A 15,909-nucleotide genomic window follows, 5' to 3' on the forward strand; every position below is an offset into this window, starting at 1 on the left:
TTATCGTTTCATTGAAAAATGACTTTTTACTGTTTTTCCATTAGTTAATTCTAAGACAAACCAATAATCTGAAGAAGGTAATAGATTGCCATTGAAAGTTCCGTTCCATCCATTTCCTAAAGAGCTAATTTGTTTTAGTAGTTTTCCGAATCTATCAAAAATATAAATTTTACTGTTTTCTAAGCCTCTTTTTTCTAAATTTTCAATTTTCCATGTATCATTTATACCATCTCCATTTGGTGTAAAAAACTTTGGAAAATCTAAAATGTAAAATGCTTCAGAAGAAACTCCACAACCATTTTTATCTCTAACAAAAACCGTGTATTCTCCTGCTATTAGATTATTAAAAGTTGCAGAATCTTGATAATTAATTCCATTTAATGAAAATTCATATTCACCATTACCAGATGGAATTATTGTAGCTGAATTGTTTTCAGCTATGTCAATAATATTAATATCTTCAATTGTTGCAATTCCAGATTCTTCAACAGAAATTGTAATTGTTTTGAAACAACCATTTGTGTTTTCTAGAGTTACTAAATATTCTCCACCTGATGTAACCGTTATTGTTTGTGAGTTCTGCACTGGTGCAGTGTTCCATTTGTAAGAAATAAAACCTGAACCTGCATCTAAAATAATTGAAGAACCTGTACATAAATAAACAGTTTGATCTAAAGCGATTTCATTAAAAGTGTTGATGTTTAGAGTAATAGGGATATTATAACAATATCCTAAATTATCCACTCTTGCATAAATTATTTGTTGAAATGGAGTTGTATTTGTGAAATTCATTGGTAAAGGAAGAGTACTAGTTTCGTCATTATAAAAGCTAACAGTGAAACCAGTTGGTAAATTTTGAAAAATTTGTGTACCAATGGTATTTAAATTAAATATGCGGATTCCATCTTGAACAGCATCATCATCGCATTCTGTGAAGACATCTTCTAATATGGTTAAATTAGGAGCAAATTCTAATTTTATTTCTGAGATGCTACTACAAGTAGGATTATATACAAGTTCTACTGAATAAGTTCCATCTTGAGTATTTGGATCATGAGGAGCAGGAAGTGTTAAAAGTGGGTCAGTTGTAGGAGATGTTATAGGACTATTATTAAAAAACCATTGATAGGTTTGTACTCCAGTTGCTGTTGCATCTAAAATTAAATCTTCTGAAGGACAAACTGGATTTTCATTAGCAATTGTTCTATCTTGACCTAAATCGATACCTAAATTAAAACTGCCTCCTTTTAAGAAAATAGCTGAATCAAAACGAGCATCGTCTTCATCAGCAATCACTAATTTAATATGATATTGTGTTCCTGGGATTACACTTGATTGTGCAGTTAAAACTACTGTTTGTCCGTTATATACTGTTGGGTATTCTGTTGGATTAAATTGATCGAAGTACTGTTCGTTTTGAGCAGGACAACCTCCATTTGCAGTTATTGTAGGGTGTACAGTAGTTACTTTTACTGGTGTAGTTGTATTAGGAATTAATGCTAAGTTTTGATACACTGAAGCGCCTGTGGGTTTTAAAAGAAACGCAAAACCATCTGAATATTGACAAGGGTAATTTGTGTTTTCTTCATATTCTTCTGAAGAAAAAATATAATCAAAACTGATCATATCACCTAAAGGAATAAAATCAAATTCTAAAACTGTTGCATTACTAGAATTTACATTTAAAATTTGATCTAAATCAGGATCTCCATTCCAAACAATATTTTCTCCTTCATCTGCGGTTGGAGTAGTTGGTCCAGGTGCGATGGATACCTTTCCAGAGCTTAAGATGATTCCATCTTGAAATGGAAAAGTAGTACCTGCTCCACTAAAGTAACCATAAGATAATTCACCAGTTGGGAAATTAGCTCCTGTTACTGAAACATTACTAATTGAAGCACAATTGCTGTTAATTAATACATTTTCAACTAATTGTTGAGCAGTGTAATTTTCATCAATAGAAATGTATTGTGAAACTATAACTTGTGATAAGAAAAAACTAAATAATACTAAGGTATACTTCATTTCGTGTGTAGACAATTATAGCTGCAAATATACTATAAAAGTATTTTTTGGGTATTTAATTTCTAAATAAATGCTGGTTTTTAGGGTAAAAAAAACTCAAAAAATAATTTTGTTTTTTTGTGTTTTAAAGATAACGAGGTTTAATTGTAAATATTATCGTTTAAGTGTAAAATGACTTCTTACACGGGAGCCGTCTTTTTTTTCAAGAACAAACCAATAATCACTAGAAGGAAGTAAATTTCCATTGTAAATACCGTTCCAACCTTCACTTAAAGGACTAATTTGCTTAATTAGTTTACCATATCTATCAAAAATGTATATGGCACTATCTTCTAAACCTTGTTTGTTTAAATTTTTAATTTGCCAAGTGTCATTGTAACCATCACCGTTTGGTGTGAAAAATTTAGGAAAGTCTAAAATATAAAATGATTTTGATATTTGACCACAACCATTCTTGTCGTTTACATAAACAGTATATTCTCCTGAAGTAAGATTTTCAAAAATATTTGAATTTTGGTAATCCAATCCATTAAGTGAATATTCATAAAGGCCATCACCTGTAACAATAATGGTTGCTGAGTTATTTTGAGCAAAATCATTAATTTCTATATCTAAAATTGTAGCAATTTCTGAGCCAACAACATTAAATGTCTTAGTTTTAAAACACCCTAAAGCATTTTCTAAAGTAACTGAATAATTTCCTGAATTTGTTACAATAATTGTTTGGCTTGTTTGTATTGGATTTGTATTCCAGCTATAAGATAAAAAACCGTTTCCAGCATCTAAAATAATAGAATTATTTTCACAAATTCCTATAGTTTCATTTGAATAATCTTCCGTAAATGTATTTATTATTAATGTGATTGGAAATGAAACCGTATCATAGCAATTAGATATATTTGTAACTTTAGCATACAAAGTCTGTTGATAAGGTATTGTGTTTTGATATGTCAATGGTAATGCAGAAGTTGCCATTGGACTTTCAAATAAACTTATTTGATAATTAGCAGGTAAATTTGTAAATAGTATTGGAATAATTGCGCTTAGGTCAAATGTAGTTATTCCATCTTGAATAGCATCAGCATCACATTCTGGAAATGTATTATTTGAGCTTTGAATTAGAGTAGGTGCAAATTCAATTACTATTTCATCAGTTGGAGAGGATGTACAGCCAGGAATAGTGACTTCTACAGAATATATTCCACTTTGAGTGACTGTTAAAGTAGAATTAGTTTCTCCTATAATTTCATTTCCGTTTAAAAACCATTTATGATTTCCCGTTAAAGAGGTATTTAAATCAAAACTACTACAAACAGGATTTCCATTAGCTACGGTTCTATCATCACCCAAATTTACATTTGTATTAAAACTACCACCTTTTAAAAAAATAGCAGAATCATATCGATAGTTTCCTTCATCTGCAATTACAAGTTTAATATGATATGGCGTTCCTGGTGTAACATTTGACTGAGCGGTAAGTACTTTGGTTTGACCATTAAAGTTGGTAGGGTAATTTATTCCATTAAATGCGTCAAAATATTGTTCATTTGCTGCAGGACAAATTGTACCTGAACCTCTTATGGTATTTATTTTTATTGGTATAGTTGTACCAGGAACTAATGCTAGGTTTTGATAGTTTGTACTTCCTACCTCGCGTAATAGAAATGCAAAACCATCAGTATAATTACATTGATTAGAGGAAGGATTAGTTAGATATTGTTCAGATGATAGTAGAAAATCAAAACTAATTTGGCTTCCTAATGGGACGAAATCAAATTCTAAAACCGTAGCATTAATGCTATTGGATAAGTTTAATGCGGTATTTAAATCGTTATCACCTTGCCAAGAAATATCTCCACCATCATCTAATAGACTATTATTTGGACCTGGAGCGTTATTTATTTTTCCAGTACTTAATATAATTCCTTCATTAATGGGGAATGAGGAACCATTATTATTGAAATATCCATACGTTTTTTCACCAGTTGGATAGTTTCCTCCTGAAACAACGACATTGGTAATGGATGCACAACCACTGTTAATTAGAATGTTTTCAACTAGTTGCTGAGGTGTATAGTTTTCATCAACAATAATACTTTGAGTAAAACTGTTTTGAAAAGAAAGAACAGTAATAAGGATTAAAAAATATCTCATTTTTACTTTTTAATAGCAAAGGCAAAGATACTATAAATCTCTTTTTCTCAATATATAATAGGATAAATAAATAAAAATAGCCGTCCAAACGCAAACAATTGCGATTTCTCCAAAATGAATACTATAGTCTCTAATAGCCTCTTCTCCTGTAATTGTAGTTTCTATGTTTTTAATAGCTGATAGCCTAGAGAACGGTTCTTTTATTAAATTGCTCATTGACTCTAATGGAAAAAACTGATTAATTTTTGCATAAGTATTAGTATCTGGAAAGATTTTCCATCTTAATAAAGCCGAAATTATCCCTTCAGCAATATTCCAAATTAATAAAAAACCTAATGCAAAAGCACTTCTTTTAACTAAAATTCCTAAAAATAAACAAAATGAAAAAAAGCCTACTAACTTCAAAAAGAAACCTAAAATGTATTCTAAATCAGAAAATACAATTCCAAATTCAGTGTAAGATGAAAAGGAATATCCTAAGATTAAAGACATTATAAATATAAAAATGCTTGAAGCTAATGCAAAAACAATTACTGTTAGAAATTTGGATAAAATGAATTCTTTTTTACTCATTCCATCAATTAAATTCTGTTTTAATGTTCCATAAGTGTATTCATTTGCCATCATGGATACTATTACAATAGCAAGGAATAATTTAAAATAACCTGCAATATAAGTATTAAAATGCCATATGTATGGAAAGTTAAAAATACCTTGTTCAGCAATATGTAATCTAAATGTACCAAATTCAAATTTAATAGATGCAATAAGTGCAATGAATGATAGTAAAATAAAATAGGATATGATTAAAAATTTGCTAGCTCTATTTTTTAATAGCTTCTGAAATTCTATCTTAAGTAATCGTTTCATCTTTAGTTTTTGTTTGTTAATTGTAAAAATTGTTCCTCAAGGCTGTTTTTTCTTTTTACTAAATGCTGTAAAATAATTCCTTTTTCAAACAAATACTTATTTAGTTCGTTGGCTTCTAAACTGTCTTTTAGATAAACAAACAATTTGTCTTCTTCTTCTTCTTTTATACTATCTATCGAAGGGTGGTTTAATAAAGTCTCTTTTAAATGAGTATTATTGTCAGATTTTAATTCAAAAAAGCCTTCGTTAGAAAGCATACCATCAACAGAACCATGATAAAGCATCTCTCCATATCTAAGAACCACTACATGACTACAGACTTTCTCTACTTCATCTAGTAAATGGGATGCTAATAAAATAGTTGTGCCCTGTGAAGCAATTAATTTTATTAAATCTCTTATTTGTCTAATTCCTTGAGGGTCTAAACCGTTAGTAGGTTCATCTAGAATTAAAATCTCAGGGTCGTTCAAAAGGGCAGAAGCAATAGCTAAACGTTGTTTCATTCCTAAAGAAAAGGTTCTGAACTTACTGTCTTTTCTATCAATTAGTCCAACTAGATCTAATTTTTCATTGACTTTTGAGTATGGAATCTCTTTTATTTTACAAACTAACTTTAAATTTTCCTCAGCAGTCATGTAAGGATAAAAGTTTGGTCTTTCTATAATAGCTCCAACCTTCTTTAGGGCATCATGAGTTGGTAAATTACCATTAAACCATTTATAATCTCCCGAAGTTTTGTTAACAACATTTAAAACTATTCCTAGAGTGGTTGATTTCCCTGATCCATTAGGTCCTAAAATTCCATAGACATTACCTTTGTAGATTTCAAAAGAGACATTTTTAACAGCATGAACTCTTTTATTGAAAATTTTATTAAGGTTGCTTATTGTAAGTATTGTTTCCAAAATAGTTTGTTTTTATTTAAAGTAGACGAGATTCCTTTAGATTTGTTACAAAAAATGAAGTTATTAAAATTTATAATAAGTTTTTTTGAAACTATTTTTATTTTTAAAACATTAAAATGCTATTTTTAGAGTGATTTAAAAGAGACACAAAATGGAAATTTTCTTTTATATAATTTCATGTATTGTTTTATTAGTTAATCTTCTTCCATTTTTTTCAAATCAACATTGGTTTTTTAGAATTTGGGATTTTGGAAAAATTCAACTTCTTTTTTTATTACTAGTTTTATTCATTATCAGCTTTGTAATTATTGATGATATAAGTAAAAGAATACTTCAGTTAGTTCTTGTAGTTTTTATTTTTTATAATATCAAGATTTTATTGCCTTACACAAAAAAAATTAATAAGAAAAAGTAGGTTCTATCAATGCACCACCAAGACCTACTGAAGAAGAAAATTTAAAAGAACGGGATGGTGAACTGCTCTCAATTGCTAAAAAAGTTGTTAAAAGTGAGTATCCAGTTATTGTTTCTGGTGATTTTAATAATGTTGCATGGGCTAAGTCTTCTATTTTGTTTTTAAAAATGGCTCAGTTAATAGATCCAAGAATAGGTAGAGGGTTTGTGTCTACTTTTCATGTAAATTATAAGCTTTTTTCGATTTTCAATTGATTTATTTTTCTTATTCTGCTACTATTTTTATAGAAGAATTTAAGACCTTAGAACCAATAGGTTCTGACCATTTACCTTTACATTGTAAATTTTACATAGCGGAAAAAATAATAAAAAGATTGATTTAGAAAAGATAGATAAAAAAAAGAAGAAGAGATTCAAGGTATTATTGTAGAAGCAAAGACAGAAGAAAGTGATAGGGAAGAAAAAGTAGAAGAGTAAATAAATTAATCGTGTAAGTCACTTTTTTTTTAAATAGTTACTTACACGACATGTTCTGTTTTAAATCTTTCTTCTTCCACTGATTAATGATAATATAAAAAGTACTATAAAAATAAAGAATAGTATTTTTGCTATACTAGCTGCTCCAGCTGCAATTCCACCAAATCCGAATATTCCAGCGACTACTGCTAAAATAATAAATGTAACTGTCCATCTTAACATAATAATAAATTTTTAGTTTGTAAATAGTTTTAATAGATAATAAGAAATAATTGTCGTCTCATTTTCTTATACAAATTTAAAGAGTCTATTAGGCCTTCTCCTTATAAGATTTTTTAAAACAGTTATAGTATTTCCATATAATAGTTTTTGAATGTATTAAATGGTAATTATAGAATGCTTCTTTAGTATTTATACAAAAAGAGCAATTTTAGGAGGATGTATGTCTTTAGTAATTATGTTGACTGTAACTTTTTTACTTGGTAAATTAAGTGGTTATGAAGCTAAGGTTCTTATTCGACATTCATTAACTGGAATGTATACTTTATGCAATACGATTTCATTAGTATTGACTACAATTTTAGCATTATTGTTAACTTTATTGGGAATTAGTTCTAGTTCAAAATCTAAACTAAAAAAAGATCATTACAGACACATTTTACAAATTGTGAAGTTAGATACAGTGGTTTTTGTTGCCTGAGTTATAACTTTACTAATAACAGAATCTGAAAATGTACCTTATAATTGGTTTAATTTTGTTTATTATATTTCTGTAGCTATTTCAAGTATACTTAGTTCTTGTTTGATTATGGTTGTTTTAATGCTGTATAATACTATTGTAAATATTATTTTGTTGGATTAGGAGTTGTAGATCATCCTTTGGTTAGAAAAGAGAATGAGGAATAATTAGAATTTAAAATTTTTCAAAAATACCAAGACCAAAAAGAGCAAAATCATATTTTACAGGATCACTTGGGTCAAGTTTTCTTAAATTTGTATCTAGTTCTAATAAAGCTTTAGCATCATTTTGTTTTCTTGTTAGTAAACCTAATTTTCGAGCTACATTACCAGAATGAACATCTAGTGGACAAGATAAACTAGCAGGGGATATGGTTTTCCAAATTCCAAAATCGACTCCTTTATTATCCTTTCTAATCATCCAACGAAGAAACATGTTTATTCTTTTAGCAGCAGAATTATTTAGAGGGTCAGAAATATGTTTAGTCGTTCTCTGCTGGTGGGGAATTTCAAAAAATACTTTCTTAAATTCAGAAATACTTTTTTGGTTTGAATGTGACTCACTATTTTTTGCAAAAATGGATTCCAAACCATTATGATTTTGATAAATATTTTTTAATCCTTTTACAAATGTTACTGCATCTAAACTATTAAATGTGCGATGAACAAAACCATCTAATTTTTCTAAATCATCTTCTTTGTGAGACATAATGAAATCATATGGTGTATTTCCCATAATATTCATTAATTTTTGGGCATTATTGATAATCATTTTGCGGTTTCCCCATGCAATTGTTGCTGCGAGAAATCCTGCAATCTCTATATCTTCTTTTAAAGTATAAGCATGTGGAATTTGAATAGGATCACTCTCAATAAATGTAGGATTGTTGTATAAAACTACTTTTTCGTCAAGAAATTCTTTGAGTTCAGTTTGAGTCATTCCAATTATCAATTTTTAGGAACAATATTACCATCAACCATTACTAATTTTCGATCAGCCATATTTGCTAAATCCTCATTATGAGTCACAATAACAAAGGTTTGACCAAATTCGTCTCTCAATTTAAAAAATAATTGGTGTAAATTTTCAGCAGAATGGGTGTCTAAATTACCAGAAGGTTCATCTGCAAAAATAACAGCAGGCTTGTTAATTAAAGCTCTAGCAACTGCGACACGTTGTTGTTCTCCTCCAGAAAGTTCACTAGGTTTATGGTGTAATCGATGTGATAAACCTAAATATTCTAATAGTTTTTTGGCTTCAGCTTCAACTTCTTTTTTGTCGCGTTTTGCAATTAGGCCAGGAATATAAACGTTTTCTAAAGCTGTAAACTCTGGCAATAACTGATGAAATTGAAAAATAAACCCTAAATGTAAATTTCTAAACCGTGATAAGATTTTATCATTCATTTTTGTTACTTCTTCTCCATTTATTTCTAAACGAGTATTTGGTTCCGAAGAGGGTTTGTCTAAAGTACCTAAGATTTGTAATAAAGTGGTTTTTCCAGCTCCTGAAGCTCCAACAATAGAAACAATCTCTCCTTTTTTAATATGTAAATCAACACCTTTAAGCACATGCAAGGTGTCATAGTATTTATGTAAATTAGTAGCTTTTATCATCAGTAAATCATTTCTACAAAGAAACTATTTTTTTTCTAATTCTTAATTTTAAACCATTCTCAATTTAATTTCGTAAATAATAAATATAAGTTAAAATGTAAATTTGTTTAGCTTATTTAGTATATTTGTTAAACAAAAAATAATAATTCAATGAAATATTTGTTTTTAGTAAGTTTTTTTATTTTCCAATCTTGTCATTCGCAAGAAGGAAAATTTAAATCAAAAGAATTTAAAGAACCAATCGCAATTAAAATGAATGATAATTTAGAGGTGGCCACTTTTGCAGGTGGTTGTTTTTGGTGTACTGAAGCTATTTTTTTAGAAGTAAAAGGAGTTAGCAAGGTAGTTTCTGGTTATATAGGGGGAAAGACTAAGAATCCAACTTATGGAGAAGTTTGTAGTGGTACATCAGGACATGCAGAAGCCATACAGATAACATTTAATCCGAAAGAAGTGGCTTACGAAGATTTGTTAGAAATTTTCTTTGGTACTCACAATCCAACAACATTAAATAGACAAGGTGCTGATACAGGAACACAGTATAGAAGTGAGATTTTTTATTATTCACAAGATCAAAAAGACAAAGCAGAAAATTACATTCAATTAATTACAAGGGAAAAATTATATAATGATCCTATTGTAACACAAGTTTCCTCTGCTACAGAATTTTATCTAGCGGAAGAATATCATCAAGATTATTATGGACAAAATTCGTTGCAAGGCTATTGCCAAATGGTTATTGCACCAAAGTTGGAAAAACTAAGAAAATATTACAAATCGAAATTAAAATAGGAAGGGAAAAATTGCTATGAACACTACAATTGAAAAGGAAATTTTTGACATTATTGGGGACAACCACCAAATGACTTCTGCGGAAACACCACTAAGAAAAGATGCTTTCGAAAAATCGAATGAAGCAAAAATGGAAGTGATTGAAGAGCATTTTGAAATTATAATGAAAGAATTAGGTTTGGACTTAACTGATGATAGTTTAAGAGGAACACCTCATAGAGTTGCAAAAATGTTTGTACAAGAAATTTTTTCTGGACTAAATCCAGCCAATAAGCCTAAAATTTCAGTCTTTAACAATTCGTATAATTATGATAAGATGTTGGTAGAAGCAAATATAAGTTTTAATTCTACTTGCGAGCATCATTTTTTACCTATTGTTGGAAAATCACATATTGGCTATGTTTCTTCTGGAAAAGTAATAGGCTTGTCAAAATTGAATAGAATTGTAGATTATTATGCAAGAAGACCTCAAGTACAAGAAAGAATGATTATGCAAATTTTTAACGAATTAAAAACCGTGTTAGAAACTGAAAATGTAATGGTTGTAGTTGAAGCTGAACATTTATGTGTTTCTAGTAGAGGAATCAAGGATGAGAGCAGTTTTACTTCTACTTTACAATATGGAGGAGTATTTAATCAAAAGGAATTTAGAGATGATTTTTATAAATTAATCAAAAAAGAGTAACTACTTTGGCACTTATTTTGCTATATTTAAAGTAATTAACTTTTAATTTTTTAAAATGAGTGAAGAAGTACAAATTATAACGGAGTCGAAAGATTCTAGTAAAAAATCAAAATTGATATTAAGTATTTTATTTGATATTATTGGAATGCTCTCTTATATTGTTCCTTTATTTGCAGAAGTAACAGATATTGTTTGGGCACCTATTTCAGGTTTGATTTTAATGTATATGTACAAAGGTCTTACTGGTAAAGTGGCAGGTATTATTGGTTTTATAGAGGAAGCTTTTCCGTTTATAGATTTTATACCTACGTTTACATTAACATGGATTTATCAATACGTAATTAAGAAACAAGAATAAAAAATAGAATCCCGAGTAATCGGGATTTTTATTTTAATTGATTATCTACAAAATCAGCAATAAATCCTAGTTTCATTCGATAAAGCATCTTTTTTTCGAAAGCCCAAAAGAATTTAAACTGTCCAAACAAAGCACCTATTATAACTAATAGTATTTGGTAAATGGGAAATATAAGTAATAACCGAAGTGGCCAATATAGAGACCAATGTAAATTTTCCTTAGTAATTCCTAAAACTGATGTAAATGGTTTTGATAAATAAGCTGCAGTTGAGCCTGTTATAGCAAAAACAATAAGAATAATTATTAATTGCCAATTAGATGTAATGTTCCAGCGTTGTTTGAGTTTATTCATTTATGTTAAATTCTTGCTGTAAAACTACCTAATTTTTGATTATTTCTCAATTGAAAATAGACTAAATAATTGTATATCATATAGTTCACTTCATAACCATAATCAATGTTACTGCTGTAATTAATTTGCATTTCATATAGATTAGAATTATACTGCATTGGCAAGGATGCTCTCCTGTTCCATTCTAAAATCCAAGCTCTATTTCTAGTTTCCAAATAACTTTGAGAATAATAATTTCTAGGCTTAGCATTAGAGTTAAACCATGAGCTATAACCTACGTCAATAATAGTAACTTCATATTCAATTTTGTCATTAGCTATTCTTATAGTGTCATTTTCTAATTTAGGTTTATCATTAGATGAAAAATTCTTAGTAGAATTACAAGAGATAGTAATTCCAAGTACACTAAATATTATGAAAAAATATTGTTTCATAGCTTTTATTTCTGTCATAAAGATAAAAAAAAGCACCGACAATGTCGATGCTTTTAACATATTTTGAAGTGGTTTCAATTATTTTTTTCCGAAAAGACTTCCTAAAAGCCCACCTAAACCCCCTTTTTTCTTGGTAACAGCAGAAATTGCATCACTAACGTCTAGTTTTCCATCATTATTTTGATCTAAAACAGATGTTAATAATGTTCCTCCTAATGAACTCCCATCATTTGAAGAGCCTCCTAAAAGGCTACCTAATATGCTTCCTAAACCAGAACCATCTGAAACACCATTACTTTTGGATTGTTTTCCTAAATAACCCATAATGATAGGAGCAAGCATAGGTAATATTTTTGAAATAATACCACTAGAAACTCCAGTTTTTTCACTAATTCCTGTTTCTACAGCACCTAATTTATCTCCTAATAAATGCCCTAAAATTTTAGAACCATCATTAAAATCACCACCATTTATAAAACCACCTAGATTATCTAAAATACTACCATCATGTTTACCACTAGTAACAGCATTAACAAGACCTTCTGCACCGTTTCCTGACAATAAGTTTCCTTGCATAGCGCCTAATAAAGCGGGTAAACTCGAGGAAACCACATCATTAGCTTGTGAGGAGTTAATTCCAGTTTTTTCACTGACACTACTTACAATTTGTTTTCCTAAATCGCTATTTAATAAATCTAAAATTCCAGACATAATTATATTAGTTAAAGTTGGATGTTAAAGTTAGTGATTTTTTTAATTATTTTTTAATAAACTTATAATCTGTTCAGCTAACTCTGTTCCAATTCTATCTTGTGCTTCTACTGTTGCAGCTCCAATATGAGGCGTTAATGAAATTTTTGGATGCATTAGTATTTTCATTTCTGGTGTTGGTTCACTTTCGAATACATCTAAACCGGCAAATAAAATTTTATCTTCATCTAAAGCTTCTACCAAAGCTACTTCATCAATAACTCCACCACGAGCTGCGTTAACAATCCCTACATCTTCTTTCATCATTTTTAATTCTTCTCTTCCTATTACATAACCATCTTGTGCAGGAACATGTAAGGTGATAAAATCAGAGTGTTTTAGAAGTTCTTCCATAGGTTCTGTTTTGATATCAACATTGATAAACTGACCGTTGTAAAAATCCACACGAATTACAGCTTCACCCACATATTTATCAGAAGCAATTACTTTCATGCCAAGCCCTAAAGCCATTTTTGCAACCGCTTGTCCAATTCTTCCAAAACCTATAATTCCAATCGTTTTTCCTTTTAATTCTATACCATTAGCATAAGCTTTCTTCAAACCATTAAAATTGGTATCTCCTTCAAGAGGCATATTTCTATTAGAATCATGTAAAAAACGAACACCAGTAAATAAATGAGCAAAAACGAGTTCCGCAACACTTTCACTTGATGAAGCTGGTGTGTTAATTACATGAATTCCTTGTTTACGAGCGTAATCAACATCAATATTGTCCATTCCTACACCACCACGACCTATAATTTTTAAACCAGGGCAGTTATCAATTATGTCTTGTCTTACTTTTGTAGCACTACGGACTAGAATTACTTTAACATCATGTGTGTTGATGAAACTGGCTACTTGTTCTTGTGCAACTTTGGTAGTAATAACTTCAAAACCAGCTTTTTCTAATACTTTGATTCCAGCTTTTGAAATACCATCATTCGCTAATACTTTCATTCTGTTTATTTTTAAAAATTTAAGGTTTAAAATCTTTTATTTAATTAAAACCTTAAGTATTTGTTATTAAATATTTTTTTCTAATTCTTTCATTACATCTACTAAAACTTTAACGCTTTCAAGAGGCAATGCATTATACATTGAGGCTCTATAACCACCTACTGAACGGTGACCATTTATACCTGAAATTCCAGCTTTTTTCCACATAGAATCAAATAGTTCTTGGTGAGCTTCATTTTCAAGTAAAAAAGTAGCATTCATTATACTTCTATCTTCTTTAGCAACAGTTCCTTTAAACAATGGGTTTCTGTCTATTTCTGAATACAATAAATTTGCTTTAGATTCATTAATTTTTTCTATAGCGGCAATTCCTCCTAATTTTTTTAACCATCTTAATGTTAATAAAGACGTATAAACAGCAAATACAGGAGGAGTATTATACATACTTTCTTTAGTAATATGTTGTTCGTAATTTAAAATATTTGGAATAGTTCTCCCTGATTTTCCTAAAATTTCTTCTTTAACAACTACTAGAGTTGTCCCAGCAGGTCCCATGTTTTTTTGAGCACCAGCATAAATAAGATCAAATTTTGAGAAGTCTATATCTCTGGAAAATATATCAGAACTCATGTCACACACTAAAGGAATGTCAGTAGTAGGGAAAGATTTCATCTGTGTACCAAAAATTGTGTTATTTGAAGTACAATGAAAGTAACTAGCGTCAGATGGAATTGTGTACTCTTTAGGAATGTAATTATAATTACTGTCCTTGGATGAAGCTACTACTACAGTTTCTCCAAAAGCTTTTGCTTCTTTTATTGCTCCACTTGCCCAAGTACCAGTATCAAGATAAGCTGCTTTTCCTTCTACTTTCATTAAATTATAAGGTACCATTAAGAATTCTAAACTAGCTCCACCTTGTAAGAATAAAGCTTGATATCCTTTTCCTTCCAAATTCATTAGCTCAAGTACCAAAGCTCTAGCTTCATCCATTACAGCAACAAAATCTTTACTTCTATGGGAAATTTCTAATATAGATAACCCAGAATCGTTAAAATTTAAAATTGCTTTTGAAGCTTCTTCGAAAACTTCTTGAGGAAGAATGCAAGGTCCTGCACTGTAATTATGTTTTTTCATTTTTTATAATTTTATTTCAAAAAAGATTTGAAATGAGTTGTGAAATATTAGTTTTAGCAAATTTCGGAAATAGACTTTATAATAGTAATTCTTTTTTTTATTAATTATTCAATGTTATTAACAATAACGTTTGAGTAAATGTATTATAAAGTTACTAAAAACTCAATTGTGTCAATATTATCAGCATAATCCCAAAGATTTGGTAGTTGGGTTTGTCCGAAATTAATGCTTTTAAGAAAACTATCTTTACCGACGATACATTGAATTTTTTCAACATCATTTTGTAGTTTTTTCTCTAATTCATCTAAATTATCATAATACTCATAAAATAAAGAGGAAATAGGAGAAGAATAACTATTGTCTTCTTTGAGAGTTAAAAAACCATTATCAAGTAATTTGTAATTACTCATTAAGTATACCGCTTTGTTGTAATCGTAGTTGTTAGCGTATTTTTCATATTTAATAATCTCCTGATACTCAAAAATAGCATTGAAGAAATTATCAAAATTATAATCTTTTGGAATGAAAATTTTTGACACATTTCTACAGCCTAAACCAAAATATCTAAAAATGTCTTCTCCTAATGGAATCAAATCTTCTTTCGTTTCTTTTCCTGTTAAAATGGCAACCGAATTTCTGTTTTTTCTTATGATACTTGGTTTTTCTTTAAAATAATATTCAAAATAACGAGCAGTATTGTTGCTTCCAGTTGCAATCACAGCATCGAAGTTTTCTAATTTTCCTTCTGCAAATGTGATTTTTTCCTTTAATCTATTATCTAAAGAAATTAAGTATTTTGCTAAGAACTCTATTAAATGTTGGTCGCTTGATGAGGTTTTTATCACTACTTTATGACCAGATATTAAAACACTTAAAAAATCATGAAACCCTACTAACGGAATGTTCCCAGCTAATATCAGTCCAACATTCTTTTGTTTTACAGCACTAAAATTATAAGAAGAAAGCCATTTGTCTAAATTTTCTTTAGTTAAAGCATTAGCCAATGAGGCAATAGAGAAACAAACATTATCTTTTGTAAACCAACCATTGTGAGATTGAGATAATTCTATTAATTGAATAAAGTCGTCATGAAATAAGGTATTGTTTTTTACAGTCTCATTTTTTATATAATTTTCATTGGAAAACTGTTTTAAAAATCGACCCAATTCAATAAAAGATTCTTTTATTTCATTTTGTAACATTTGTTTTTTGTTTTTAAGTGGTTTACGTTGTATTTTTGC

At 29.3% G+C, this 15,909-nt stretch carries 17 protein-coding genes; 4 read left to right on the forward strand and 13 right to left on the reverse strand.

Annotated elements, in window-relative coordinates; all coding sequences use genetic code 11:
* The 5 genes from FIA58_RS02965 to FIA58_RS02985 all read right to left on the reverse strand — a co-directional run bounded on the left by FIA58_RS02965 (position 1) and on the right by FIA58_RS02985 (position 7,067).
* The gene (locus FIA58_RS02965; protein WP_140959900.1) at positions 1-2,025 is read right to left on the reverse strand and encodes a T9SS type B sorting domain-containing protein; all 2,025 of its coding nucleotides are present in this window, start codon (positions 2,023-2,025) and stop codon (positions 1-3) included.
* Between the two features lie 153 nt (positions 2,026-2,178).
* Positions 2,179-4,179 (reverse strand): T9SS type B sorting domain-containing protein, encoded by a 2,001-nt coding sequence (locus FIA58_RS02970; protein WP_140959902.1) that lies wholly within the window; start codon positions 4,177-4,179, stop codon positions 2,179-2,181.
* Positions 4,180-4,209: 30 nt separating this feature from the next.
* Positions 4,210-5,049, reverse strand: coding sequence for an ABC transporter permease (locus tag FIA58_RS02975; protein WP_140959904.1), 840 nt, complete (start codon positions 5,047-5,049; stop codon positions 4,210-4,212).
* Positions 5,050-5,051: 2 nt separating this feature from the next.
* Complete coding sequence (locus FIA58_RS02980; RefSeq protein WP_140959906.1) at positions 5,052-5,954, reverse strand: ABC transporter ATP-binding protein; 903 nt, start codon at positions 5,952-5,954, stop codon at positions 5,052-5,054.
* Positions 5,955-6,905: 951 nt separating this feature from the next.
* Positions 6,906-7,067 (reverse strand): DUF1328 domain-containing protein, encoded by a 162-nt coding sequence (locus FIA58_RS02985; protein WP_140959908.1) that lies wholly within the window; start codon positions 7,065-7,067, stop codon positions 6,906-6,908.
* Between the two features lie 160 nt (positions 7,068-7,227).
* Here FIA58_RS02985 and FIA58_RS21380 point away from each other — a divergent pair, with 160 nt between their 5' ends.
* Positions 7,228-7,545 carry a hypothetical protein gene (locus FIA58_RS21380; protein WP_243754628.1) on the forward strand — a complete coding sequence of 106 codons (318 nt, stop codon included), beginning with the start codon at positions 7,228-7,230 and terminating at the stop codon, positions 7,543-7,545.
* A gap of 213 nt (positions 7,546-7,758) precedes the next feature.
* Here the strand turns inward: FIA58_RS21380 and FIA58_RS02995 are convergent, their stop codons facing one another.
* Entirely contained in the window at positions 7,759-8,523 is a 765-nt protein-coding gene (locus FIA58_RS02995) for a TIGR02757 family protein (RefSeq protein ID WP_140959910.1), read from the reverse strand.
* Positions 8,524-8,531: 8 nt separating this feature from the next.
* Positions 8,532-9,200 (reverse strand): ABC transporter ATP-binding protein, encoded by a 669-nt coding sequence (locus tag FIA58_RS03000; RefSeq protein ID WP_140959912.1) that lies wholly within the window; start codon positions 9,198-9,200, stop codon positions 8,532-8,534.
* Positions 9,201-9,452: 252 nt separating this feature from the next.
* On the opposite strand from FIA58_RS03000, the gene msrA reads away from it, so the two are divergent.
* Genes msrA through FIA58_RS03015 form a run of 3 tightly spaced genes read left to right on the forward strand, consistent with a single transcriptional unit; the run spans position 9,453 to position 11,035 of the window.
* A complete protein-coding gene (gene msrA / locus FIA58_RS03005; RefSeq protein WP_208022756.1) occupies positions 9,453-9,992 on the forward strand; it encodes a peptide-methionine (S)-S-oxide reductase MsrA in 540 nt (179 codons plus the stop codon).
* 16 nt (positions 9,993-10,008) lie between these two features.
* Positions 10,009-10,677 (forward strand): GTP cyclohydrolase I FolE, encoded by a 669-nt coding sequence (gene folE, locus FIA58_RS03010; protein WP_140959916.1) that lies wholly within the window; start codon positions 10,009-10,011, stop codon positions 10,675-10,677.
* Between the two features lie 55 nt (positions 10,678-10,732).
* A complete protein-coding gene (locus FIA58_RS03015; RefSeq protein WP_140959918.1) occupies positions 10,733-11,035 on the forward strand; it encodes a hypothetical protein in 303 nt (100 codons plus the stop codon).
* 28 nt (positions 11,036-11,063) lie between these two features.
* On the opposite strand, the gene FIA58_RS03020 is transcribed toward FIA58_RS03015, so the two are convergent.
* From FIA58_RS03020 to FIA58_RS03045, 6 genes are all read right to left on the reverse strand, one after another.
* Positions 11,064-11,387 carry a DUF6787 family protein gene (locus FIA58_RS03020; protein WP_140959920.1) on the reverse strand — a complete coding sequence of 108 codons (324 nt, stop codon included), beginning with the start codon at positions 11,385-11,387 and terminating at the stop codon, positions 11,064-11,066.
* Between the two features lie 5 nt (positions 11,388-11,392).
* Positions 11,393-11,821 (reverse strand): DUF6146 family protein, encoded by a 429-nt coding sequence (locus tag FIA58_RS03025; RefSeq protein WP_165928839.1) that lies wholly within the window; start codon positions 11,819-11,821, stop codon positions 11,393-11,395.
* Between the two features lie 78 nt (positions 11,822-11,899).
* Complete coding sequence (locus FIA58_RS03030) at positions 11,900-12,532, reverse strand: DUF937 domain-containing protein (protein ID WP_140959922.1); 633 nt, start codon at positions 12,530-12,532, stop codon at positions 11,900-11,902.
* Between the two features lie 42 nt (positions 12,533-12,574).
* Complete coding sequence (locus tag FIA58_RS03035; RefSeq protein WP_140959924.1) at positions 12,575-13,531, reverse strand: D-2-hydroxyacid dehydrogenase; 957 nt, start codon at positions 13,529-13,531, stop codon at positions 12,575-12,577.
* Between the two features lie 66 nt (positions 13,532-13,597).
* On the reverse strand, positions 13,598-14,668 hold the full coding sequence (gene serC, locus FIA58_RS03040; RefSeq protein WP_140959926.1) for a 3-phosphoserine/phosphohydroxythreonine transaminase: 1,071 nt from the start codon (positions 14,666-14,668) through the stop codon (positions 13,598-13,600).
* Between the two features lie 143 nt (positions 14,669-14,811).
* Positions 14,812-15,870, reverse strand: coding sequence for an acyl-CoA reductase (locus tag FIA58_RS03045; RefSeq protein WP_140959928.1), 1,059 nt, complete (start codon positions 15,868-15,870; stop codon positions 14,812-14,814).
* Positions 15,871-15,909 lie beyond the last annotated feature (39 nt).

The sequence above is a fragment of the Flavobacterium jejuense genome (assembly GCF_006491595.2).
Classification (GTDB): Bacteria; Bacteroidota; Bacteroidia; order Flavobacteriales; family Flavobacteriaceae; genus Flavobacterium; species Flavobacterium jejuense.